At 66.7% G+C, this 20,606-nt stretch carries 21 protein-coding genes; 8 read left to right on the top strand and 13 right to left on the bottom strand.

Annotation, left to right across the window (positions count from 1 at the left end):
* The 6 genes from EPO41_RS15880 (at position 1) to dapA (ending at position 4,210) form a co-directional block, all read left to right on the top strand.
* Positions 1 to 1,095 (top strand): tetratricopeptide repeat protein, encoded by a 1,095-nt coding sequence (locus EPO41_RS15880; RefSeq protein WP_296326815.1) that lies wholly within the window; start codon positions 1 to 3, stop codon positions 1,093 to 1,095.
* Positions 1,092 to 1,574 carry a hypothetical protein gene (locus EPO41_RS15875; RefSeq protein ID WP_296326814.1) on the top strand — a complete coding sequence of 161 codons (483 nt, stop codon included), beginning with the start codon at positions 1,092 to 1,094 and terminating at the stop codon, positions 1,572 to 1,574. Before EPO41_RS15880 ends, EPO41_RS15875 begins: the two co-directional genes overlap by 4 nt.
* 62 nt (positions 1,575 to 1,636) lie before the next feature.
* The gene (locus tag EPO41_RS15870; RefSeq protein ID WP_296326813.1) at positions 1,637 to 2,512 is read left to right on the top strand and encodes a hypothetical protein; all 876 of its coding nucleotides are present in this window, start codon (positions 1,637 to 1,639) and stop codon (positions 2,510 to 2,512) included.
* A gap of 111 nt (positions 2,513 to 2,623) precedes the next feature.
* Positions 2,624 to 3,073, top strand: a complete 450-nt coding sequence (locus EPO41_RS15865) for a hypothetical protein (RefSeq protein ID WP_296326812.1) — start codon at positions 2,624 to 2,626, stop codon at positions 3,071 to 3,073.
* Positions 3,074 to 3,235 (top strand): hypothetical protein, encoded by a 162-nt coding sequence (locus EPO41_RS15860; protein WP_296326811.1) that lies wholly within the window; start codon positions 3,074 to 3,076, stop codon positions 3,233 to 3,235. It abuts the gene before it with no gap.
* Positions 3,236 to 3,259: 24 nt separating this feature from the next.
* Positions 3,260 to 4,210, top strand: a complete 951-nt coding sequence (gene dapA, locus EPO41_RS15855; RefSeq protein WP_296326810.1) for a 4-hydroxy-tetrahydrodipicolinate synthase — start codon at positions 3,260 to 3,262, stop codon at positions 4,208 to 4,210.
* Here dapA and EPO41_RS15850 read toward each other — a convergent pair.
* The 7 genes from EPO41_RS15850 to EPO41_RS15820 all read right to left on the bottom strand — a co-directional run bounded on the left by EPO41_RS15850 (position 4,207) and on the right by EPO41_RS15820 (position 13,433).
* A complete protein-coding gene (locus EPO41_RS15850) occupies positions 4,207 to 4,890 on the bottom strand; it encodes a response regulator (protein ID WP_296326809.1) in 684 nt (227 codons plus the stop codon). The two genes, dapA and EPO41_RS15850, sit on opposite strands and share 4 nt — an antisense overlap.
* Positions 4,880 to 7,555: a sensor histidine kinase KdpD gene (locus EPO41_RS15845; protein ID WP_296326808.1), complete on the bottom strand. Its 2,676-nt coding sequence runs from the start codon at positions 7,553 to 7,555 to the stop codon at positions 4,880 to 4,882. Before EPO41_RS15845 ends, EPO41_RS15850 begins: the two co-directional genes overlap by 11 nt.
* Before the next feature lie 15 nt (positions 7,556 to 7,570).
* Complete coding sequence (gene kdpC / locus EPO41_RS15840; RefSeq protein ID WP_296326807.1) at positions 7,571 to 8,161, bottom strand: potassium-transporting ATPase subunit KdpC; 591 nt, start codon at positions 8,159 to 8,161, stop codon at positions 7,571 to 7,573.
* 11 nt (positions 8,162 to 8,172) lie between these two features.
* Complete coding sequence (kdpB, locus tag EPO41_RS15835) at positions 8,173 to 10,221, bottom strand: potassium-transporting ATPase subunit KdpB (RefSeq protein ID WP_296326806.1); 2,049 nt, start codon at positions 10,219 to 10,221, stop codon at positions 8,173 to 8,175.
* 12 nt (positions 10,222 to 10,233) lie between these two features.
* Positions 10,234 to 11,943: a potassium-transporting ATPase subunit KdpA gene (gene kdpA / locus EPO41_RS15830; protein WP_296326805.1), complete on the bottom strand. Its 1,710-nt coding sequence runs from the start codon at positions 11,941 to 11,943 to the stop codon at positions 10,234 to 10,236.
* Positions 11,944 to 11,950: 7 nt separating this feature from the next.
* A complete protein-coding gene (gene kdpF / locus EPO41_RS15825; protein ID WP_296326803.1) occupies positions 11,951 to 12,040 on the bottom strand; it encodes a K(+)-transporting ATPase subunit F in 90 nt (29 codons plus the stop codon).
* Positions 12,041 to 12,221: 181 nt separating this feature from the next.
* Entirely contained in the window at positions 12,222 to 13,433 is a 1,212-nt protein-coding gene (locus tag EPO41_RS15820; protein ID WP_296326800.1) for an alpha/beta fold hydrolase, read from the bottom strand.
* Between the two features lie 128 nt (positions 13,434 to 13,561).
* Between EPO41_RS15820 and EPO41_RS15815 the strand changes: the two genes are divergently transcribed.
* Entirely contained in the window at positions 13,562 to 14,383 is an 822-nt protein-coding gene (locus EPO41_RS15815; protein ID WP_296326799.1) for a TorF family putative porin, read from the top strand.
* 91 nt (positions 14,384 to 14,474) lie between these two features.
* Here EPO41_RS15815 and EPO41_RS15810 read toward each other — a convergent pair whose 3' ends face one another.
* From EPO41_RS15810 to EPO41_RS15785, 6 genes are all read right to left on the bottom strand, one after another.
* Complete coding sequence (locus EPO41_RS15810; protein WP_296326797.1) at positions 14,475 to 14,984, bottom strand: hypothetical protein; 510 nt, start codon at positions 14,982 to 14,984, stop codon at positions 14,475 to 14,477.
* A gap of 15 nt (positions 14,985 to 14,999) precedes the next feature.
* A complete protein-coding gene (gene cyoD, locus EPO41_RS15805) occupies positions 15,000 to 15,308 on the bottom strand; it encodes a cytochrome o ubiquinol oxidase subunit IV (protein ID WP_296326795.1) in 309 nt (102 codons plus the stop codon).
* Positions 15,308 to 15,907, bottom strand: coding sequence for a cytochrome o ubiquinol oxidase subunit III (gene cyoC, locus EPO41_RS15800; RefSeq protein ID WP_296326794.1), 600 nt, complete (start codon positions 15,905 to 15,907; stop codon positions 15,308 to 15,310). Before cyoC ends, cyoD begins: the two co-directional genes overlap by 1 nt.
* Complete coding sequence (cyoB, locus tag EPO41_RS15795) at positions 15,904 to 17,877, bottom strand: cytochrome o ubiquinol oxidase subunit I (protein WP_296326791.1); 1,974 nt, start codon at positions 17,875 to 17,877, stop codon at positions 15,904 to 15,906. The genes cyoC and cyoB overlap by 4 nt, the downstream gene beginning before the upstream one ends.
* Before the next feature lie 3 nt (positions 17,878 to 17,880).
* Positions 17,881 to 18,729, bottom strand: a complete 849-nt coding sequence (gene cyoA, locus EPO41_RS15790) for a ubiquinol oxidase subunit II (protein WP_296326789.1) — start codon at positions 18,727 to 18,729, stop codon at positions 17,881 to 17,883.
* Positions 18,730 to 18,857: 128 nt separating this feature from the next.
* Entirely contained in the window at positions 18,858 to 19,244 is a 387-nt protein-coding gene (locus EPO41_RS15785; RefSeq protein ID WP_296326787.1) for a hypothetical protein, read from the bottom strand.
* Positions 19,245 to 19,433: 189 nt separating this feature from the next.
* Here EPO41_RS15785 and EPO41_RS15780 point away from each other — a divergent pair, with 189 nt between their 5' ends.
* Positions 19,434 to 20,603: an acetyl-CoA acetyltransferase gene (locus EPO41_RS15780; RefSeq protein WP_296326785.1), complete on the top strand. Its 1,170-nt coding sequence runs from the start codon at positions 19,434 to 19,436 to the stop codon at positions 20,601 to 20,603.
* Positions 20,604 to 20,606 lie beyond the last annotated feature (3 nt).

Raw genomic sequence — 20,606 nt, 5'->3', positions numbered from 1 at the left:
ATGCCTGTCCGTGCGACCATTGCCCCGCTGCCGGAACCCGGCCACGCGCTGTTGCGCGTGAGCGAACTCGACGCCGCACCCGAGGGCCTCACCCTTTCGATCCAGCGCCAGCAGGGACCGGACACGCATCTGGCCGACGATGGCTGGCGCCGCACCGAGACCTGGCTGATGCCCGACGAGGTGAGGCGCAACGGCGAGGTTCTGGAATTCCATCTCGGCCCCGAGATCTGCGACCGCCTGGCCGGCATCGCGACCCTGCGGCTCCGGGTGCGCGAGCCCGACATCGGTGTCGTCGGCACGACCGTCGTGGCCTGGCCCGCGATGCTGACCTCCGGCGCGGCCGGCGCCTCGCGCGCCTACGACGACACGGTGCACCTGCGCCGCCGCCAGCAGCCGGTTCCCGAGCTCGAGCCGGAATTGCCGCCGCCTCTGGAAGTCGCTCCCGAGCCACCACCTCCACCGCCACGCCCCGAGCTGCGCGCGGCGCGCGACCCGCTGGCCGATCTGCCGAAGCGCTCCGGCGCGACGGGCTGGATGATCGCCGCCGTCGTGGTCCTGCTCGCGGTGGGCGGCGGCTACTACTACTGGACCAACCATCTCCATCCGCCGGAGCCGGTCGTCGCCGCCGCGCCGACGCCTGCTCCGACCCCCTTGCAACCGCCCGTGCCAGAGCCGCCGAAGAAGTCGGTTCGCGAGACGGTCGCGGAGTACCTCGCGACCAAGCCCACGCCCGACGCGATGCTGGCCAAGGCGCGCGACTTCGCCAAGGCGGGTGATTTCGCGGCTTCCTTCCTGGTCTTCCGTCAGGCCGCCGAACAGGGCAGCGCCGCCGCGCAGCTCGAGCTGGCGTCCTTCTACGATCCGACAACGCCGCCCAAGGCGGGCTTCCCACACGACGGCACGCAGGCAGCGGACTGGTACGAGCGCGCTGCGCTGGCGGGTCTTGCGGAGGCCCAGCGCAAGCTCGGCCTGCTGCTTGCCAAAGGCGGCGCCGGCCTCGCGGCAGACGCGACCAAGGCCAAGGTCTGGCTGCAACAGGCGGCGGCGCAGAACGATGCCGACGCGAAGAAGGCGCTGGACGGTCTCCCCAAATGAAGATGAGCCTGTTGCTGCCGGTGACGGCGGTGTTTCTCGCCGGGCCGGTGCACGCGCAAACGGCCGGCAAGCCTGCAAGCCCGCCCACGCCCAGCAGCCTCGCCTGTGGCGTCCTGAAGGCGGAAAGCTCGAAGACGGGCTCCACGTCGAACTGGACCGTCTCCGGTCCCTCCGGAAAGAGCACGGAGACTGGCGTCCTGAAGAGCGCTCCACGCTTCGACTGTCTCGACGGCGCCGTCCTGACCGTCGAGTTCACCTCGACGGCCGGTCACTCCTTCTTCGACGCCTATTTTCCCGACGGCACCAACATCGGATACGGACGCCAGCAGATCGACCGTCGTAATAACCGCTTCGTCCTGCCCATTCAGGCCAAGGCCCGCATCGCCACTCCATACCGGGCCGCATTCGACTATCACTGCAAGCTCAACATGCCGGCCGATCCCATCACGCCCGCCATGCGCGCGGAGTGCGCTTTCTGATCTCCCTTGTCATCAGGCACGCGAATTGCACTAACTGTGCGGGCCACAGGGGGGAGAATTTCATGAAGAGTACTATTCTCGGCAGGATGACTGCGCTCGTCATGGCCGGCTCGGCCCTGTTGACCGCCCAGCCTGCCCTGGCACAGGGCGCGATCGACAACAGCGCGCTCTCCTCTCCAGCCTTCCGCGAACACAAGCGTACCTTCGGCCTCGTCTATACGCTGCCGAAGGAAGTGAACGACCTTCTCGCCATCACAATCGGCGGGTTGCTGCGCGAGAAGCTGCTGAACGCCAAGCTCATCGACGAGGCGCTTCGCTTCAACATCCCGCATGTCACGGTGCTGCACATCCACAATATCGACCCGACGACACCGGAGAAGATGCTGAAGGCGGTGCCGAAGCTGCCACCCGTCCTCAATGTCACGCTCAAGACCTTCTACACGACCGAGGCCGCCAAGGGCGCAGGCCATCCCTGGTGGCTCGACCTCGGCATCGTGAAGGAAGGCGCGGGCTTCGAGGCGATGATGGCGTTCAACACCATCGCCACGACCGCGCTGACGCCGCTGCGCGACGGCCCGCTGCCGCGCGTCACCGGTCCGGTCTATGGCGTGATGGGCGACGCCGCCAAGGAGCTGGTGCAGACGGTCGGCGTAAGCGGCCTCAATACCGTCAAAGACGGCAAGGAGCTGCGCCCGCACAATCCGCACAACACGTTGGTCTACTCGATGGCGAAGTTCACGCCGGAGATCCAGGCGGCGTTCAACCAGACGGCGGCCGAGTTCAACCAGATCCTGCCCGACGGCATTCCGATCGCGTTCAAGACCGTGTCGATCGTCGAGCTGGGTTTCGCCGGCAACGTGCTGCGCGAGATCTATCGCCTGAGCCTCGAGGACGGTTCGGTGATCAACGTCGCGACGGGCGCCAAGGTCGCGAAGTAGGCCTTCCGCGAACCGCCCCGTCTTTATGGCGGGGCTATGCCGGGCCGCTCCCGACCCTCTCGAATTCCTACGGGACCCTCCGCCATATCGGAGGTGTCCCGGAGGAATTTCATGCTCGACATCCCGTCTTTCGCCCCCGACGACCCGTCGGGAGCCCTCGTCGACCAGGTCATGGCGGTCGCGCACCTGGCCCCCACGGCCAGCGTCGCCGTCATCGGTCACCACACCCTGCCTTTGCTCCTCGCCCTGATGCGGCGCGGCTGCCCCTGTGTGCGCAGCCTGCGTCCCGACACGGCCTCGCCGGACGGCGAGGCCGCCGACCTCGCTTGGATCGTCGATGTCGCCAGCGAAGACGAGCTTTGCGAGGCCCTGCAGGCAGCGCGCCGCCGCACCGGCGCCAAAGGACGCGTCATCGTCGAAGGCACGGCGTGTGCTTGCCGCAACAGCCTCGCCGCCCTGCGTGATCGCGCAGTGAGTGCGGGTCTCGACGTCGTCTCGTTCGACCATGCTGCGGGCCGGCTCCTTCTCGCGCCCACGCCAGCCCCTGCCAGCGCGGCGTAAATGAGACCGCACATCCCTGTCGCCGTCGGCCGGTTCACGCTGCTGCTGCTCAGCATCACGCTCCTCGCGGCGGCGGCCGTGGCGACGCGCTACCTGCTGTTCGAGCAGAGCCGCGGCGATGCGCAGTACATCCACACCCTGCTCGACAAGGTCCTGCCATAACCGCTTTTCGCCAGGAGGCGATCGATGTTCGACATCATTACCCGCGTAAGAGGCTCTATCGCGGCCCTGCCTACGCCTTACCGTTTCGGCCGGGTCGATTTCGATGCGTTCGCTGGCCTGTGCAATCGCCTGATCGATCGCGGCACGTCCGCGTTGGTCCCGTGCGGCACGACTGGCGAAGCGCCGCTGCTCACCCTCGAGGAACAACACCAGATCGTCGCCGGCGCGGTGGCCGCCAGTGCCGGCCGCGTTCCCGTCGTCGCCGGCGCCGGCAGCAACAATACGAGCACCGCCGTCGAGCTGGCCCGGTCGGCGGAAAAAGCCGGCGCCTCAGCGCTGCTCTGCGTCACGCCGTTCTATCTGAAGCCCAGTCAGACCGGTCTCGTGGCTCACTTCCAGGCCATCCATGATGCAGTCGACATCCCGATCATCCTCTACGACGTTCCCTCGCGCACCGGCTGCGCGCTGGCCGACGTCACCGTTCGGCGCCTCGCAGAGCTGCCGCGGATCCGGGGCCTCAAGGACGCCACCGGCGACATTCCGCGCGTGCCACGCCTGCGGCGCCGTCTGGGCAACGGCTTCCTCCTCCTGTCCGGCGACGACCCGACACAGGGTGCCTTTCGCAAAGCAGGGGGCGACGGCTGTATCTCGGTGACGGCCAATGTCGCGCCGGCCCTGTGCGCCGCCCTCCACCGGGCATGCGATGCGGGGAACGCACAGGAGGTTGCCCGGCTGGAACATCTGCTGGCGCCGCTACATGCCGCGCTCTTCCTCGAGGCCAATCCCATTCCGCTCAAGCGGGCGCTGCATCGCCTTGGCCTGATGGGCGACGGCCTTCGCCTGCCCCTGACTCCGCTCGGCCCCATCGCCGACCAGAAGCTGATGCGCATCCTCGAAGCCGTCGACGCGGCCGAGCTGGAGGAGGCACTGCGCTTCGCCTCCTCGTCGCATCCTCACCAGCCGCGCGCAGCCTAGACCAACCGGTAGCCGACACCCGGCTCGGTGAGTACGTGCTGCGGCGAAGCCGGGTCGGTCTCGATCTTTTGGCGGAGCTGGCGGATGTAGACGCGCAGGTACTGTGGATCGACCGCCTCGTCGCGCCACACTTCCCGAAGCAGATGTCGATGCGTCAGCACCTTGCCGGCGTGGATCGCGAGCTGTTCGAGGATGTCATATTCCTTGGGCGACAGCTTTACCGTCTCGCCGTTCCGTTCGACCAGCCGGCGCACCAGGTCGACCTTGAGCGTGCCGCTCGTGAAGCCGCGGTCCGCTCCCTGCTGCTGCAGCCGGTGACGCAGGGCGGCCCGCAGGCGCGCCATCAGCTCCTCGGCGCCGAACGGCTTGGTGACATAGTCGTCGGCGCCCGAGTCGAGGGCCGCCACCTTGGCCGCCTCCTCGCCGCGTCCCGACAGGACCACGATGGGCACCGGCCCGAGTCTGCGAATGTCGGCGATCAATTCGAGACCGTCGCGATCGGGCAGGCCGAGGTCGAGCAGCACCAGGTCGGGACGATGATGGCGCACCGCCTGCAACGCCTCGGCGCCGGTGCCGGCCTCCAGGGTGCGGTACTCGTGAGCCGTGAGCGTCGTGCGCAGGAGCCGCCGGATCGGCGGCTCGTCCTCGACGATCAGGATGGTGGCGCCGTCAGCGGTCATTCGAGGACACCGGATAACTCACCACGAACTCCGCCCCGCTGCGATCCTTGCGATTGCGCGCCGTGAGCGTCCCGCCCATCGCCTCGGCGAACCCACGGGCGATGGCAAGGCCCAGGCCCGTACCGGGGCGGCGTCTGTCACCCGATTCGGCGCGATAGAATTTGTCGAAGATACGTTCGAGATCGGCCTCGGCAAGACCCGGTCCCTCATCCCGTACGACGATCTCGACACGTTCGCCCGAACGTTCCGCCTCTACGGAGATCCGGCCGCCCGGCGCCGAGTACTTGGCGGCATTGTCGAGCAGATTGAACAGGATCTGCTCCGCCAGCACGAAATCGAGCTGGAGCACCGGCAGCTGCGGCGCCACCGCGGTTGAGACCTTGTGGCCGACCAACAGCGCCGCAGCGCGGCGCAGGGCCGTGGAGACGAGGTCGCCCACTTCCACGGCCTCGCGCTTGGGCACGACGGCACCGGCATCGAGGCGCGTCATGTCGAGCAGATTGCCCACGAAACGATCGAGCCTTTCGGCCTCGCCCTGCGCCGTCGCCAGCAGCTCCTCGCGCGCCGCCCCATCCAGGCGGGCATCGAAGCTGCGCAGGCTGGACAGCGCACCGATGATCGAGGCGAGCGGCGTCCGCAGGTCGTGCGACACCGAAGTCAGCATCGCCGAACGCAGCCGTTCGCGCTCCGCCCCCAGCCTCGCCTGGTCGATATCTTCCGCAAGAGTCACGCGCTCTATGGCGACGGCGGCCTGGTTGCCGACGGCCTCCAGCAGGCGGCGCTCGCCCGACGTCAGTTCATGGCCTTCCTTGTTCGGCAACACGCCGATCACGGCGACGGCCGAGCGGCTGGTGCGGACGGGCACGAACAGCCAGCGTCCGCCCGGCAGGTTGTCGGTCCCGCGCCCCGCGGGTCGGTCGGCATCCCAGGACCAGCGGGCGGCGGCGAGGTCGGCGTCGCTCAGCGCCCCGTCCGGCGGAAAAGCCGCCTGGGTGGAGAGTTCACCGTCCCGGGGCATCAGGACGACGACTTCGGCCTTGAGCAGCCGGGCGATGTGAGAGACCACGATCCAGAGGAGATCGTAGAGATCGACGACGCCGGCGATCTTGCGGCTGAAGGCATAGAGTCCCGCCGTGGTTCGCGCCTCGCGACGCGCCGATTCGGTCTGCGTGCGGGTCCTTGCCGCCAACGCGCTGGCGATGACGGCCACGACGACGAACAGGAAGAGCGCCATGACGTTGGCGGGATCGGCGATCGTGAACTGATAGAGCGGCGGCAGGAAAAAGAAATTGAAGCAGGCCACGCTCAGCGCCGAAACCCAGAGCGACGGCACCAGCCCGTGGCGCGCGGCCGAGAAAAGAACGGGCAGCACGTAGACCAGCGAGATGTTCGGCAGCACGATCAGACGATCGATCAGCACGCCGGCCGCCGTCGCGACGGCTGTCGCCAGGGTGCCCTCGAGATAGGGTCCCGGTGTCAGCGGCACGTCGCGCAGCCAGTCCTGCGGTCCGCTCTTCTGCTCGACCTCGGCCGACGGCGCGACTTCGACCGCCAGGCCCGAACCGGAGCGGATGAGCTCGTCGACGACCGAGCCGTGGCGCAGCTCGAACCAGCGCGATCGGCGCGATTTGCCGACCACGACCCGCGTGGCGTTGCGCGAACGGGCGAATGCCACGATCTCCTCGACGACCGAACGGCCGGGCAAGGTCACGATTTCGGCGCCGAGCTGGGCTGCAAGGCGCTGGGCCTCGGCGAGGCGCGCATGCTCCACCTCGGAGAGGGTCGCGTGCCGGTCGGTCTCGACATAGAGGGCGATCAGCTCGGCATCGAGCGCATCGGCACTGCGCTTGGCGGCACGCACGGCATTGGCCGCGCCCGGCCCGGGATCGAGGCAGACGATCACCCGCTCGCCCGCCGCCCAGGGGCCGGTGATGGCGTGCTCGCGCATGTAGCTGCGCATCTGCTCGTCGACACGAACGGCGGTGCGCCGGAGCGCCAGCTCGCGTAGCGCCGTCAGGTTGCCCGGCGAGAAATAGTGGCGCAGCGCGCGCTGCGCCTGGTCGCGGACATAGACCTTGCCCTCGGCCAGGCGGGCGATCAGGTCGGCCGGCGTCAGGTCGATCAGCTCGACCTCGTCGGCGGCATCGACCACGCGGTCCGGCACGGTCTCGCGAACCCGGATTCGCGTGATCCGCGCCACCACGTCGTTCAGGCTCTCGATATGCTGGACGTTCAGGGTCGAATAGACGTCGATGCCCGCCGCCAGCAGTTCCTCGACGTCGAGGTAGCGCTTGGGATGGCGGCTGCCCTCGGCGTTGGTGTGGGCGAGCTCGTCGACCAGCACCAGCGCCGGCCGCCGCTTCAGGATGGCGTCGAGATCCATCTCCTCGAGCATGCGGCCGCGATAGTCGACGGACCGGCGCGGCAGGACCTCGAGCCCCTTGAGCTGGGCCTCGGTCTCGACCCTGCCATGCGTCTCGACGACGCCGACCACCACATCGACTCCCTCGCGGAGGCGCCGATGGGCCGCCGACAACATCTCCCAGGTCTTGCCGACACCAGGCGCCGCCCCGAGGAAGATCTTGTGCTTGCCGCGCGACTCCTTCTCCGCCGCCTTCAGGAGCGCGTCGGGCGAGGGCCGGAGTTCGTCAGCAGCGGTGACCATTCATCCGGATCATTGTCACCGCTTAGGCAGCGCGTCGAGGGCAAGATTGAGCTGCAGCACGTTGACCCGCGGCTCGCCCAGCAGGCCGTACATGCGGCCTTCGGTGTGCCGCGCCACCAGCGCCCGCACCTCGGCGTCCGACAGGTTTCGCGCCTTGGCGACACGAGCCACCTGCCAGGCCGCGGCCTCGGGCGAGATATGCGGATCGAGGCCGCTGCCCGAGGTCGTGACGAGCTCGACGGGCACGCCCTTGCCGAGCTTGTCGGCATCCTCCTTGACGCGATCGACCAGCGCCTTGGAGGTCGGCCCGAGATTGGACCCCATCGAGTTGGCCGCGTTGTAGGGCGCAGCGATGGTCTTGGTCGAATCCGCGGGATCGGTATCGGTCGTGGCTGACGGCCGGCCGTGGAAATAGGTGTCGCCGGCGAAGGACTGGCCGATCAGGCTCGATCCCACCACCTTGCCGTCCTTCTCCACGAGCGAGCCCGCGGCCTGTCCAGGAAAGGCGGCGCCGGCCACGCCCACCATGGCGAGCGGATAGGCGATACCCAGTAGCACGGTCATCAGCACCAGCATGACGACGGACGCACGGAAATGACGAAGCATGACTGTCTCCTTCAGGCGAGGCCGGTGGCCGCGACCACGACGTCGATCAGCTTGATGCCGACGAAGGGCACGATCAGGCCGCCGATTCCATAGATCAGCAAATTGCGCCGCAGCAGCGCGGCGGCGCCGCTCGGACGGTACTGCACGCCACGCAGGGCAAGCGGGATCAGCGCCACGATGATCAGCGCGTTGAAGATGATGGCCGAGAGGATGGCGCTCTGCGGCGTCGCCAGGCCCATGACGTTCAGCGCGCCGAGCTGCGGGTAGAAGGCGATGAACATCGCCGGGATGATGGCGAAGTACTTTGCCACGTCGTTGGCGATCGAGAAGGTGGTGAGCGCGCCGCGCGTCATCAGCAGCTGCTTGCCGATGGCCACGATCTCGATGAGCTTCGTGGGGTCGCTGTCGAGGTCGACCATGTTACCGGCCTCGCGCGCGGCGTTAGTGCCGGTCTGCATGGCGACACCGACATCGGCCTGGGCGAGCGCCGGCGCATCGTTCGTGCCGTCGCCGCACATCGCCACCAGCTTGCCCTTGGCCTGCTCCTCGCGGATCAGGCGCAGCTTGGCCTCCGGCGTCGCCTGCGCCAGGAAATCGTCGACGCCGGCCTCGGCGGCGATCGCCGCAGCCGTCTGAGGATTGTCGCCGGTGATCATCACCGTGCGGATACCCATGGCGCGCAGCTCCGCGAAGCGCTCGCGGATGCCGCCCTTCACGATGTCCTTCAGGTAGACGACACCCAGGATGCGGCCGTTGCGCGACACGCCGAGCGGCGTGCCGCCTTCCTTGCCGATGGTCGAGGCGATGCGATTCACCTCCTCGACCGGTGGCGTGACGCCCAGCGAGCGCGCGTGCTCGATCACCGAGTCGATCGCGCCCTTGCGGATCACCGCGCCCTCGTGGTCGACGCCGCTCATGCGGGTCTGCGCCGTGAAGGGCACGAACTGCCCGTGCAACTCGGCCACGTCGACGCCGCGCAGGCCGTATTTCTCCTTGGCCAGCACGACGATCGAGCGGCCCTCGGGCGTCTCGTCGGCGAGGCTGGCCAACTGCGCCACCCGCGCAACTTCGTCCTCGGTGACGCCCGTCACCGGGATGAACTGCGTCGCGTGGCGGTTGCCGAGCGTGATGGTGCCGGTCTTGTCGAGCAGCAGCGTATCGACGTCGCCCGCCGCCTCGACGGCACGGCCCGACGTCGCCAGCACGTTGAAGCGCACCAGCCGGTTCATGCCGGCAATACCGATGGCCGACAGAAGCGCACCGATGGTCGTCGGGATGAGGGTGACAAACAGCGCGATCAGGACGACGACGGAGACCGCGCCGCCGGCATAGGTCGCGAAGCTCGGGATGGTGACGACGGCCAGGACGAAGATCAGGGTGAGCCCGGCCAGCAGGACGCTGAGCGCCAGTTCGTTGGGGGTCTTCTGGCGGGCGGCGCCTTCGACCAGGGCGATCATGCGATCGAGGAAGCTCGATCCCTGCTCGGCGGTGATGCGGACCTTGATCCGGTCCGACAGGACGCGCGTGCCGCCGGTGACGGCCGAGCGGTCGCCGCCGGCCTCGCGGATGACGGGTGCGGACTCACCGGTGATGGCCGATTCGTCGATCGTCGCCACGCCCTCGATGATCTCGCCGTCGCCTGGCACCAGATCGCCCGCCTCGACCAGCACCTTCTCACCCACCTTCAGCGTATGGGCGCGCCGCGGCTCGAACGTATCGCCGACACCCAGCAGCACCTTGGCCATTGTTTCGCTGCGCATGCGGCGCAGCGTGTCGGCCTGGGCCTTGCCACGGCCCTCGGCGACGGCTTCGGCGAAGGTGGCGAACAGGACGGTGATCCACAGCCAGATCACGATCTGGATCTGGAAGCCGCTGCCCGTCACGCCGGTCGCCAGATCGCGGACGGTGAGGATGGTGGCGGCCAGGGCCACCATCTCGACGGTGAACATCACCGGGTTCTTCACCAGCTCGCGCGGGTCGAGCTTGGTGAAGCTGCCGAGCAGTGCGGGTTTCAGGATCGCGGGGTCGAGGAGCGACTGCGACTTGTCACGTTTACTCATGATGACGCCTCGTTAGAACAGCGTGCCGGCCAGCAGGGCGAAATGCTCCGCAATGGGGCCGAGGGCCAGCGCCGGAAGGAAGGTGAGACCGCCGACGATCAGCACGGCACCGACCAGCAGGCCGACGAACAGCCCGCCATGGGTCGGGAAAGTGCCGGCCGAGATCGCAGCCTTGCGCTTGGACGCGAGCGAGCCCGCCACGGCCAGCATCGGAATGATGATGGCGAAGCGGCCGACCATCATCGCAATGGCCAATGTGCCGTTGTAGAAGACGGTATTGCCGGTCAGGCCGCCGAAGGCGCTGCCGTTGTTGCCCGCGGCCGACGTGTAGGCGTAGAGGATCTCGCTGAAACCGTGCGGACCGGCGTTGGCCGGGCCCGCCAGGCCCACCGGGATGACACTGGCCAGCGCCGTGAAACCCAGGATGGCGAGCGGAGCACAGAGGATCGCCAGCATGGTGAACTTCACCTCGCGCGCCTCGATCTTCTTGCCGACATATTCCGGCGTCCGGCCGACCATCAGGCCCGCCAGGAAGATCGCCAGGATGGCGAACAGGAGCATGCCGTAGAGGCCCGCGCCGACGCCACCGATGATGATCTCGCCCAGCAGGATGTTGATCAGCGGGATCATGCCGCCGAGCGGCATGAAGCTGTCGAGCATGGCGTTCACCGCGCCGCATGAGGCGGCCGTCGTGATCACGGCGAACAGGGTCGACAGGGTGATGCCGAAGCGGACTTCTTTGCCCTCCATGTTGCCGGCTGCATTGTCGACACCGAGCGCGCCGATCAGCGGATTGCCGCCGGCCTCGGCCCAGTAGCAGACGACGACACCGGCCAGGAACAGCACGCCCATGGCAGCCAGGATCGCCCAGCCCTGACGCTCGTCGCCGACGGCGCGGCCGAATACGTTGGTGAGCGCCGCGCCGATCACGAAGATCGACAGCATCTGCACCAGGTTCGAGAACGCCGTCGGATTTTCATAGGGATGCGCGGAGTTGGCGTTGAAGAAACCGCCGCCGTTGGTGCCCAGCATCTTGATGGCGAGCTGCGAGGCCACCGGCCCCTGCGCGATGGTCTGCTTGGCGCCCTCGAGCGTGGTCGCCTCGACATAGGAAGACAGGTTCTGCGGCACGCCCTGCCAGACGTAGAAGATCGTCAGCAGGATGCAGAAGGGCAGCAACACATAGAGCGTGACCCGCACCATGTCGGCCCAGAAGTTGCCGATGCCCTTGGATTCGGCGCGCGCGAAGCCACGAACCAGCGCCACGGCCAGCGCAATGCCCGCGGCCGCGCTCAGGAAATTCTGAACCGAGAGGCCCGCCATCTGCGAGAGATAGCTCATGGTCGCCTCGCCGCCGTAGTTCTGCCAGTTGGTGTTGGTCAGGAAGCTCACGGCAGTGTTGCCCGCGAGGTCGGGCGCCACGGCGGACATGCCCTGCGGATTGAGCGGCAGCAGGTCCTGCAGGCGCAGCAGCAGATAGAGGAAGGCGAAGCCCACGATGTGGAAGACCACCATGGCGCGGGCGTAGACCCACCAGCTCTGTTCTTCTGCCGGGTCGATGCCGGCGAGGCGATAGAAGCCGCGCTCGACCGGCAGCAGCACCGGCGACAGCAGGGTGCGCCGTCCAGCCATGACATTGTCGAGGTAGCCGCCGAGCGGCCGCGTGAGCAGCAGCACGAGGCCACAGAAGAGCGCGATCTGCGCCCAGCCGTTGAGAGTCATGACAGCCTCAGAACTTCTCCGGCCGCGCCAGCGCGACCGTCAGATAGACGAGCAAAAGGGCGGCGAGGGCGCCGCCCAGGACGTAATCGAAGGTCATGGCCGCCTCACAACCTGTGGCACAGGCGTTCGTAGGCGATCAGCAGGCAGAACAGCAGCAGGCCGCCGCCGAAGAACAGGATGTCGAGCATGGAAATCTCCTTCGCGAGCATAGAAGGGGTTCCGGGCGTAGGAATTCGAGCCGGCGGGCGAGCAGCCAGCATAGGAATTCCATAGGAATTTCAAGACAGGCTGATGACCGAGTCAAGCCAGTCGAACACGCGCCGGTTCAGCACCGAGCGGTTCTGCATCTCACAGTGGTCTCCGGCTCCCTCGGCGGCCGTGAAGCGGATGATCTTCTTGGCGCACCGCAGGGCGTCGAACACGGCCTGCGTGTCAGAGGCCAAAGCGTCATTCTCGGCGTGCGTGAGCAGCACGGGGCATTGGATCTGCTCGATACGCCCTTCGAGGGTGAATCCCTCGATGAGCCGCAGATAGTCGCGGAGATCGGAGGCGCCATTGGCCCAGAAGCCGCGCTGCACGATCTTCCAGCGCAGGCCGCGATCCGCCTGGATGATCGCGAACATCCTGTCGAGGATGCCCTGGTCGAGCGTCGACAGGCTGGCATCGGCGGCAAGGTCGGCGCCGAGATGACTCGCGAAGACCCGCGCCGCCCCGGCCACGCTCCACAGGCCCGGATCGGCGATGCAGGCGGCGAGACGCGGCTCGCCCGTGGCCGCGCGCAGGGCGAGGTAGCCGCCGAGACTCGCGCCGCTGAGCGCAATCCGCGACGGATCGACGGTCGGCAGCGACACGGCGAAATCCACCACCGCCCGCACCACGGTTTCCCAGTCCGGCCGCAAAGGCAGCCCGTGCTCATAGAGCATCTCGCCCTGCCCCGGCCCGTCGAAGATCAGGCAGTGGTAGCCGCGCTGCGAGGCCGCGACGGCCGACGCGAAATAGAGATCCGTCACCGTGGCGTCGTAGCCGTCCACCTGGATGACGAGCGGCCGGACCTTGTCGGCCCGTCCGGCGGCGGGAATGAAATAGGCCGGCAGCGACCGTCCCTCGAAGGGGATGCGCAGCGGCAGGACGGGCGGCTCGCCCAGCGCGAGGCCCTTGTCGAAGGCGTCGATCTGCCTGCGGAAGGCCGATAGGAGCCGGGGATCGACCGGCGCGCCGAAGAGCAGATGATACGAGGCGGCATAGGCGGCGCTCGCCTGCAGGAACAGTTCCCGCGCGGAGCTGCGATGGCCCTTCGCCAGGACGTCCTGCGCTTCGGCCGCCAGCCGGTCGCCGGTCGCGACCCAGGCCGCATGAAAGGCCGAATCGTCACCCTCTCCCACGGCCTCGGCAACCGCGGCGATCTCGCCGAAATCCGGTCCGCCATAGCGGATGTAGGCGAGCGGCCAGGTGCCGAAATCGTCGTGCAGCTCGTCCTTGAACAACTTCATGAAGAGGCGCCTCCGCTCTCGACAGTAGCGTCTGTCCTTATGGGAATCCTATGACTTTCCCTCGTCACTCTTCTGGATTTCCTAGGCCCCGGCGGCGTCTGGTGCGGCCGACATCAGGGAGACAATGGATGATCGGCAGAAGCTTGATTTCAATGGTGGCGATGATCGTGTCCAGCGCCTCGTATGCGCAAGGCACACCGGATCCTCAAACACCGCAGGTGGCGCCGCCGAAGGAGACGTGGAAGGCGCCGTTCGGCGGCACTTTCGCGGCCAGCCTCGCGGTCCTCAACGAATACTCCTACCGCGGTATCTCCCAGACCCAGCGTCAGGCCGCCTTCCAGGCCGGCCTCACCTACGAGACCGCCCCGGTCAGCGAAAAGGTCCCGCTGAGCGCCTATCTCGGCGCCTGGGGCTCCAACGTCGACTTCCCCAATACCGGCACCTTCGCCGAGATCGACGTCATCACCGGCCTCAAGCTCAAGCTGATGGACGACAAGCTCACCTTCGACCTCGGATACATCCGCTACAACTATCTCGGCGCACCCTCGAACCTGTTCTACGACTTCAACGAGTTCGGCCTCGTCGCCGGCTACGATTTCGGCGTCGCCCAGGTCAGCGCCGCCATCCGCTACAGCCCCAACTTCTTCGCCAACTCCGGAAACGCCTGGTACAAGTGGGCGTCGGTCACCGTGCCGCTCCCCTTCATCCACGTGAACGAGAACGTCGCCTTCAAGGCGTTCGGCACCATCGGCAATCAATACGTCGAGCGCTTCGCCAACTACGGCATCCCCAGCAACAACTACTGGGACTGGCAGCTCGGCCTCGTCGTCTCCGTCTACGGCTTCGACCTCTCCGCCGCCTATACCGGCACAAACCTCAGCGTCCAGGACTGCCTCGGCACCCAGAACTGCGCCAGCCGCTTCATCCTCGCTATTTCGAAGACGTTTTGATTCATTGGAGCGCGCCACTCCAGTGGCGCTCATGTCTTCGCCGATCGACAATGGCTTGAGCGCCACTGGAGTGGCGCGCTCCAATAAGGCGTCAGTTCCGGAAGCGAAGCGCGACCGCCAGCATGCGCAGCGACAGGATGGCGAGGCTGAGGGCCAGCATCGAGAAGAGCAGGCTGGGTTCGGAAAGCGGCTGGCCGCGATAGGGAAAGATCTGGCCGCCGATCAGCATGAACAGCCAGATGGCGGCCCAGCTCGCCATCTCGAAGAACGACGCCGAGCCGGGAATGTAGGCCGGGGGCTTCCGGTAGGGCCCGAACCGCACCCGCCAGAACATGTAGGCCGAGGCCACGAGGAACCAGAGGAAGCTCAGGAACTGCACGGCCGTCAGGAGCGTCACCGGCTTCGGCGTACGGCACCAGAAGGCCGGCATCCCGGCGGCGCAGAGACCGTCGAGGGCGCCCGCGGTGAAGCCGACCGCCGCACCTTCGAGCGACAGGTTGGTGAGCGCGAGATAGGCGAGGATCGTCGCCGCGACGGGAGACAGACCGACAATCCACTCCCACAAGAGGAGCGGCGTCATCTTCGACTTGGCTTGTGCCATTTGAACTGTCGCTGACTAAATCAGCATCCGGCTGTGCAGATCGAACATGATCCAGAAGCTGCCGCCCACCATGAGGAAGAGCAGGATGCAGGTGAAGACCAGCGCCAGCACGTTCTCACGCGGCGTGGTCGTGAAGTTGATGTGCAGGAAGAAGCGCAGGTGGACCAGCACCTGCAGCACCGCGGCGATGCCGATGACCAACAAGGTACGCTGCGGCGGCAGGGCATGCGTATAGACCAGCCAGAACGGGATGGCGCTCAGGATGACGGCCAGCACGAAGCCGATCAGGTAGGAGCGCAGGGCGTGCGGGGTCTGGTGTTCCATCACAGCAATCCCGGCAGGTAGACGATGGAGAAGATGCCGACCCAGGCGATGTCGAGGAAGTGCCAGAAGAGGCCGAGGCGTTGCAGGCGCGAGGTGACCGGCAGGGTGAGCCCCTTCAGCGCGACCTGGGCGCCAAGGACGACGATCCAGATCAGGCCCATCGTGACATGGACGCCGTGCGTGCCCACCAGGGTGAAGAAGGCCGAGAGGAAACCGCTGCGGTCCGGACCGGCGCCCTTGGCAATCATGCCGGTGAACTCGCGCACCTCCAGGAACACGAAGCCCACGCCCAACACGAACGTGATGGCCAGCCACAGCAGCACAGCACCGCGATTGCCCGCCTTAGCCTGCAGGCTGGCGAAGCCGAAGGTCATGCTGGAAACCAGCAGCAGCGCCGTCTCGAGGGCGGCGTTGTTCAGCTCGAAGAGCTGCTTGCCGGTGGGACCGCCGGCGGTGCCGGGAATCATGATGGCGTAGGTCGCAAACAGCAGGGCGAAGATCACCGCGTCGCCCATCAGGTAGAGCCAGAATCCCAGCGCCCGCTGCTCGTGGGTCTCGATCTCCTCGCGCTCGTGTGCGCTCATGGGGGCGACGCTCATGAGCGGCTCCCCAGCTGCCGGTAGCGCTGATCCTCGATCGCCTTCACCTCGGCCGCGGACAGGGTGAACTCCTGATCGTCATTGGAGGAGCGCACGATCACGGCGGCGAACATCACGAGGCCGGACGCCAGCACCAGCCACCAGATGTGCCAGACCATGGCGAAGCCCAGGACGAAACCGAAGGCGCCCAGGATCACACCGATCGGCGTGTTGGACGGAATGCGGATCGGCTCGTAGGCCGCCGGCCGGCGGTAGGCGACGCCCTTCTCCTTCATCTCGAGGAAGGCCTCGCGGTCGCTCACCGTCGGGATCACCGCGAAATTGTACGGCGGCGGCGGCGACGAGGTGGACCATTCCAGGGTGCGACCGTCAAACGGGTCTCCGGTGAGATCGCGCGTCCTGGCGCGGTCACGGATCGAGACATAGAGCTGCATCACCATGCAGCCGATGCCGCACAGGACGACCAGGGCACCGGACGCCGCGACCAGCAGATAAGGCTGCCACGTCGGATCGTTGTAGGTCTCCATACGGCGCGGCATGCCCTTCAGGCCGAGCAGGTAGAGCGGCATGAAGGCCAGATAGAAGCCAATGATCCAGCACCAGAAGGCGCCGAGGCCCCAGCCGCGGTTGAAAGCGAAGCCGAAGGCCTTGGGAAACCAGTACATGTAGCCGGCGAGATAGCCGAACAACACGCCCGGGATGATCATGTTGTGGAAGTGCGCGACCAGGAAGGTCGTGTTGTGCATCAGGAAGTCGGCCGGCGGGATGGCCAGCAGCACGCCGGTCATGCCGCCGATCACGAAGGTGACGATGAAGCCGATGCTCCACATCATCGACGGATGGAAGTCGATGCGGCCGCGATACATGGTCAACAGCCAGTTGAACACCTTCACACCGGTGGGCACGGCGATGATCATGGTCATCACGCCGAAGAAGGCGTTGACGCCGGCGCTGGAGCCCATGGTGAAGAAATGGTGCAGCCAGACGGTGAAGGACAGGATGCCGATCGCCGCCGTGGCATAGACCAGCGATTCGTAGCCGAACAGGCGCTTGCGCGAGAAGGTCGACACGACCTCCGAGAAGATGCCGAAGGCCGGCAGGATCAGGATGTAGACTTCCGGATGGCCCCAGATCCAGAACAGGTTGACGTAGTTCATCATGTTGCCGCCATGCGCATTCGTGAAGAAATGCATGCCGGCGAGGCGGTCGAGGGCGAGCAGGCCGCAGGCCACGGTGATTGCCGGGAAGGCGAAGGCCATCAGCACCGAGGCGACGAGCGCGGTCCAGACGAAGGGCGTCATGCGCATCAAGGTCATCCCCGGCGCGCGGCGCTTCAGGATGGTCACGATGAAGTTGATGCCCGACAGGGTCGAGCCGACGCCCGATATCAGGATGGCCCAGATCCAGTAGTCGACGCCGACGCCGGGATTGTACTCGATGCCCGAGTAGGGCGGATAGCCGGTCCAGCCGGCGGTCGAGAACTTGCCGATGACCAGCGAAACCATGACCAGTGCCGCGCCCGCCGCGCTCAGCCACAGGCTGACGGCGTTCAGCCACGGGAAGGCCACGTCGCGCGTGCCGATCTGCAGCGGCACAATGACGTTCATCAGGCCCGTCATGAACGGCATCGCCATGAAGAAGATCATGATGGTGCCGTGCGAGCTGAATATCTGGTCGAAATGCTCCGGCGGCAGGTAGCCGCCGGCGTTGAGCGCCATCGCCTGCTGGGCGCGCATCATAAGGGCGTCGACGAAACCGCGCAGCAGCATGATCAGCGCCAGCACGATGTACATGATGCCGATGCGCTTGTGGTCGACACTGGTGAGCCAGTCGGTCCAGAGATACTTCCAAGCTCGGAGCCAGGTGAGCACGATGGCCACCAGCAGCGCGCCGCCCACGGTGACGGCGGCGCCGCCCGCGGCGATGGGGCTGTAGAACGGCAGGGCGTCGATCGTCAGTTTGCCGAACATCCGCTATCTCCGGACCGGCGCGGCATGCGCGTGGCCGCTGTGCCTGTACTTGTCGATGATCGAGTCGAACAGCCTGGGTTCGACCGTCGAATAGTAGGTGATGGGGTTGGCGCGGCTCTTGGCCGCCAGGGCCGGGTAGGTCGTGGCGTCGAGCCGCATGGCGCCCTGCTTCGCGCGCGCAACCCAGGCGTCGAAATCGGCCGGGCTCATGGCCTGGACCTCGAAATGCTGGTCCGAATAGCCGCCGCCGCTGTACTGGCTGTTGCGCCCGACGAAGGTGCCGGGCTGGTCGGCCAGCATCTGCAGACGTGTCTGCATGCCGGCCATGGCATAGATCTGCCCGGCGAGCTGCGGCACGTAGAAGGAGTTCATCACCGTGTCGGAGGTGATGCGCAGGCTGACCGGCCGGCCGGCCGGAAAAGCCAGCTGGTTCACCACGGCGATCCCCTGCTCGGGATAGATGAACAGCCACTTCCAGTCCTGCGCCACGACCTGAACGTCGAACGGCGCCTCCTTCGATTCCAGCGGGCGGTAGGGATCGAGCCGGTGGGTGCTGCGCCAAAGCAGCACGGCGACGGCGATCACGATGATCGCGGGGATCAGCCAGGTGATGGCGTCGATCCCTACCGAGTTGGCCCAGGTCGGCGTGTAGGCGGCCTTGGTGTTCGAGGCGCGATACCTGTACGCGAACCACAGGGTCAGGACGATGACCGGAACGATCACGATCATCATCACGCAGAAGGCGTCGAAGAGGAGATTCCGCTCGGCGAGCGCGATCGGCCCCTTCGGATCGATCACGGCCGCCCGCTTGAGGTCGCAGGCGCCCGTCAAAAGGGCAAAGCCGGCGGCCAACGCCGCTCCCCGCCATCGCGTAACAGCCTGCCTCACCATCCCCCGCCCGACTTATTGAATTGTCAGGGCAGAGTGAAGCTAGCTCTTGTGTTGGGCAACGATTCTTTTGTTACGTTTAGGTCTTCGGATCAGGTCTTCTGGCCGCCCGGCGCGGGCGTCGCGGCCGGAGGCGCCTTGCCCGCGGGATCTTTTATCGTGCAGACGTCGGCGCGAAGACGATCCTTCAAAGCGGCGATCTGATCCTCGATCTGCTTGTTCGCGGCCTTCTGCTTCTCGATCTGCTCCTCAAGCGCCTTGACCTGCGCGGCATCGGGACCGGCTGGCGCGGGCGGGGCCGGCGGCGCCGGCAACTGGACGGCGACGTTCACGATCGGCCGGTAGAACAGATACCAGCCCAGCCCCAGTCCGGCGGCGAGCAGGAAGAAGCCGCCCACCAGACCGCCCATGATCCACGGCCAGCGCGGCGCCGGCTGCTCTTGGACCTGTCGTTCGGGAGGCGGAAGGGCGTCGGCCATGTGCCAGTGAGGCTCCTTTGAAGATGCCAGTCAACACCCGGGGCGCGGCAAAAATTGGGCGTCGGATGGGCCGCCCGGGGGCCTTGCGCCGTTCGGTGGGCGATATATGTGTATATGCACAGAATGGCGCCTCTCGACCCGTCGCGCGGTCGCGTCTAGGGTCCCCGCCACGAACCAAGGAGAGATCGCATGACCGCCTGTATCGTCGGTTGGTCCCACGGCAAATTCGGCAAGCTCGATGGCGAGACCAGCGAATCGCTGATCGTCAAGGCGGCTTCCGAGGCCATTGCCCATGCCGGCATCGAGCCCAAGGACGTCGACGTGATCTATGTCGGCAACATGAACGGCGGCTTCGTGCGCCAGGAGTTCCACTCCTCGCTGCCGCTGCAGACCCATCCCGACCTGCGCTTCAAACCCTCGACCCGGGTCGAGAACGCCTGCGCCACCGGCTCGGCCGCGATCCACATGGGCCTGAACACGCTGGCCGCCGGCAAGGCGCGCTTCGTGCTGGTGGTCGGCGTCGAGAAGATGACCGAGCTCAATTCCGCCCAGGCGGGCGAGGTTCTGATCAAGGCCTCCTACGTCGCCGAGGAAGCGACCATCGAGGCGGGCTTCGCCGGAATATTCGGCAAGATCACCTCGGCCTATTTCCAGCGCTACGGCGACAAGTCAGACGCGCTCGCCAAAATCGCGGTCAAGGCGCACAGGAACGGTGCCAGGAATCCCTTCGCCCACTTCCAGAAGGAATTCGCCTACGATTTCTGCCGCACGCCGTCGGACAAGAACCCGTTCGTCGCCGGCCCGCTGAAGCGCACCGACTGCTCGCCCGTCACCGACGGCGCGGCCGCTGTGATCCTGACTGACGTCGGCACGGCGCTGGGCATGAAGCAGGCGATCGCCTTCCGCGCCGCCGAGCACGTCAACGACTTCCTGCCCATGAGCCGGCGCGACAACATCAAGTTCGAGGGGCCGCAACTCGCCTGGCAGCGGGCGCTGAAGTCGGCACATCTCGACCTGCTCGATCTCTCGTTCGTCGAGAGCCACGATTGCTTCACTTCGGCCGAGCTGATCGAATACGAGGCGATGGGCCTCACGGCGCCGGGTGAAGGCGAGCGCGCCATCCATGAAGGCTGGGTCGAGCGCGACGGCAAGCTGCCGGTCAACGTCTCGGGCGGCCTCAAGGCCAAGGGCCATCCGGTCGGCGCCACCGGCGTCAGCATGCATGTGATGTCGGCGATGCAGCTCTCGGGCACGGCGCCGGAGGGCCTGCAACTGCCCAAGGCGAAGCTGGGCGGCGTGTTCAACATGGGCGGCGCCGCGGTCGCCAACTATGTGAGCATCCTCGAGCCGCTGCGCTAGAAC

The sequence above is a fragment of the Reyranella sp. genome, from assembly GCF_004297265.1.
GTDB lineage: Bacteria > Pseudomonadota > Alphaproteobacteria > Reyranellales > Reyranellaceae > Reyranella.
Note: the sequence above shows the minus strand (reverse complement) of the source record. Positions and strands in the feature narration are given on the sequence as shown.

What these genes read in the sequence shown, in the direction of transcription:
- EPO41_RS15880 (WP_296326815.1), top strand. Translation starts at nt 1, where the DNA reads ATGCCTGTCCGTGCGACCATTGCCCCGCTGCCGGAACCCGGCCACGCG.
- EPO41_RS15875 (WP_296326814.1), top strand. Translation starts at nt 1,092, where the DNA reads ATGAAGATGAGCCTGTTGCTGCCGGTGACGGCGGTGTTTCTCGCCGGG.
- EPO41_RS15870 (WP_296326813.1), top strand. Translation starts at nt 1,637, where the DNA reads ATGAAGAGTACTATTCTCGGCAGGATGACTGCGCTCGTCATGGCCGGC.
- EPO41_RS15865 (WP_296326812.1), top strand. Translation starts at nt 2,624, where the DNA reads ATGCTCGACATCCCGTCTTTCGCCCCCGACGACCCGTCGGGAGCCCTC.
- EPO41_RS15860 (WP_296326811.1), top strand. Translation starts at nt 3,074, where the DNA reads ATGAGACCGCACATCCCTGTCGCCGTCGGCCGGTTCACGCTGCTGCTG.
- dapA (WP_296326810.1), top strand. Translation starts at nt 3,260, where the DNA reads ATGTTCGACATCATTACCCGCGTAAGAGGCTCTATCGCGGCCCTGCCT.
- EPO41_RS15850 (WP_296326809.1), bottom strand. Translation starts at nt 4,890, where the DNA reads ATGACCGCTGACGGCGCCACCATCCTGATCGTCGAGGACGAGCCGCCG.
- EPO41_RS15845 (WP_296326808.1), bottom strand. Translation starts at nt 7,555, where the DNA reads ATGGTCACCGCTGCTGACGAACTCCGGCCCTCGCCCGACGCGCTCCTG.
- kdpC (WP_296326807.1), bottom strand. Translation starts at nt 8,161, where the DNA reads ATGCTTCGTCATTTCCGTGCGTCCGTCGTCATGCTGGTGCTGATGACC.
- kdpB (WP_296326806.1), bottom strand. Translation starts at nt 10,221, where the DNA reads ATGAGTAAACGTGACAAGTCGCAGTCGCTCCTCGACCCCGCGATCCTG.
- kdpA (WP_296326805.1), bottom strand. Translation starts at nt 11,943, where the DNA reads ATGACTCTCAACGGCTGGGCGCAGATCGCGCTCTTCTGTGGCCTCGTG.
- kdpF (WP_296326803.1), bottom strand. Translation starts at nt 12,040, where the DNA reads ATGACCTTCGATTACGTCCTGGGCGGCGCCCTCGCCGCCCTTTTGCTC.
- EPO41_RS15820 (WP_296326800.1), bottom strand. Translation starts at nt 13,433, where the DNA reads ATGAAGTTGTTCAAGGACGAGCTGCACGACGATTTCGGCACCTGGCCG.
- EPO41_RS15815 (WP_296326799.1), top strand. Translation starts at nt 13,562, where the DNA reads ATGATCGGCAGAAGCTTGATTTCAATGGTGGCGATGATCGTGTCCAGC.
- EPO41_RS15810 (WP_296326797.1), bottom strand. Translation starts at nt 14,984, where the DNA reads ATGGCACAAGCCAAGTCGAAGATGACGCCGCTCCTCTTGTGGGAGTGG.
- cyoD (WP_296326795.1), bottom strand. Translation starts at nt 15,308, where the DNA reads ATGGAACACCAGACCCCGCACGCCCTGCGCTCCTACCTGATCGGCTTC.
- cyoC (WP_296326794.1), bottom strand. Translation starts at nt 15,907, where the DNA reads ATGAGCGTCGCCCCCATGAGCGCACACGAGCGCGAGGAGATCGAGACC.
- cyoB (WP_296326791.1), bottom strand. Translation starts at nt 17,877, where the DNA reads ATGTTCGGCAAACTGACGATCGACGCCCTGCCGTTCTACAGCCCCATC.
- EPO41_RS15785 (WP_296326787.1), bottom strand. Translation starts at nt 19,244, where the DNA reads ATGGCCGACGCCCTTCCGCCTCCCGAACGACAGGTCCAAGAGCAGCCG.
- EPO41_RS15780 (WP_296326785.1), top strand. Translation starts at nt 19,434, where the DNA reads ATGACCGCCTGTATCGTCGGTTGGTCCCACGGCAAATTCGGCAAGCTC.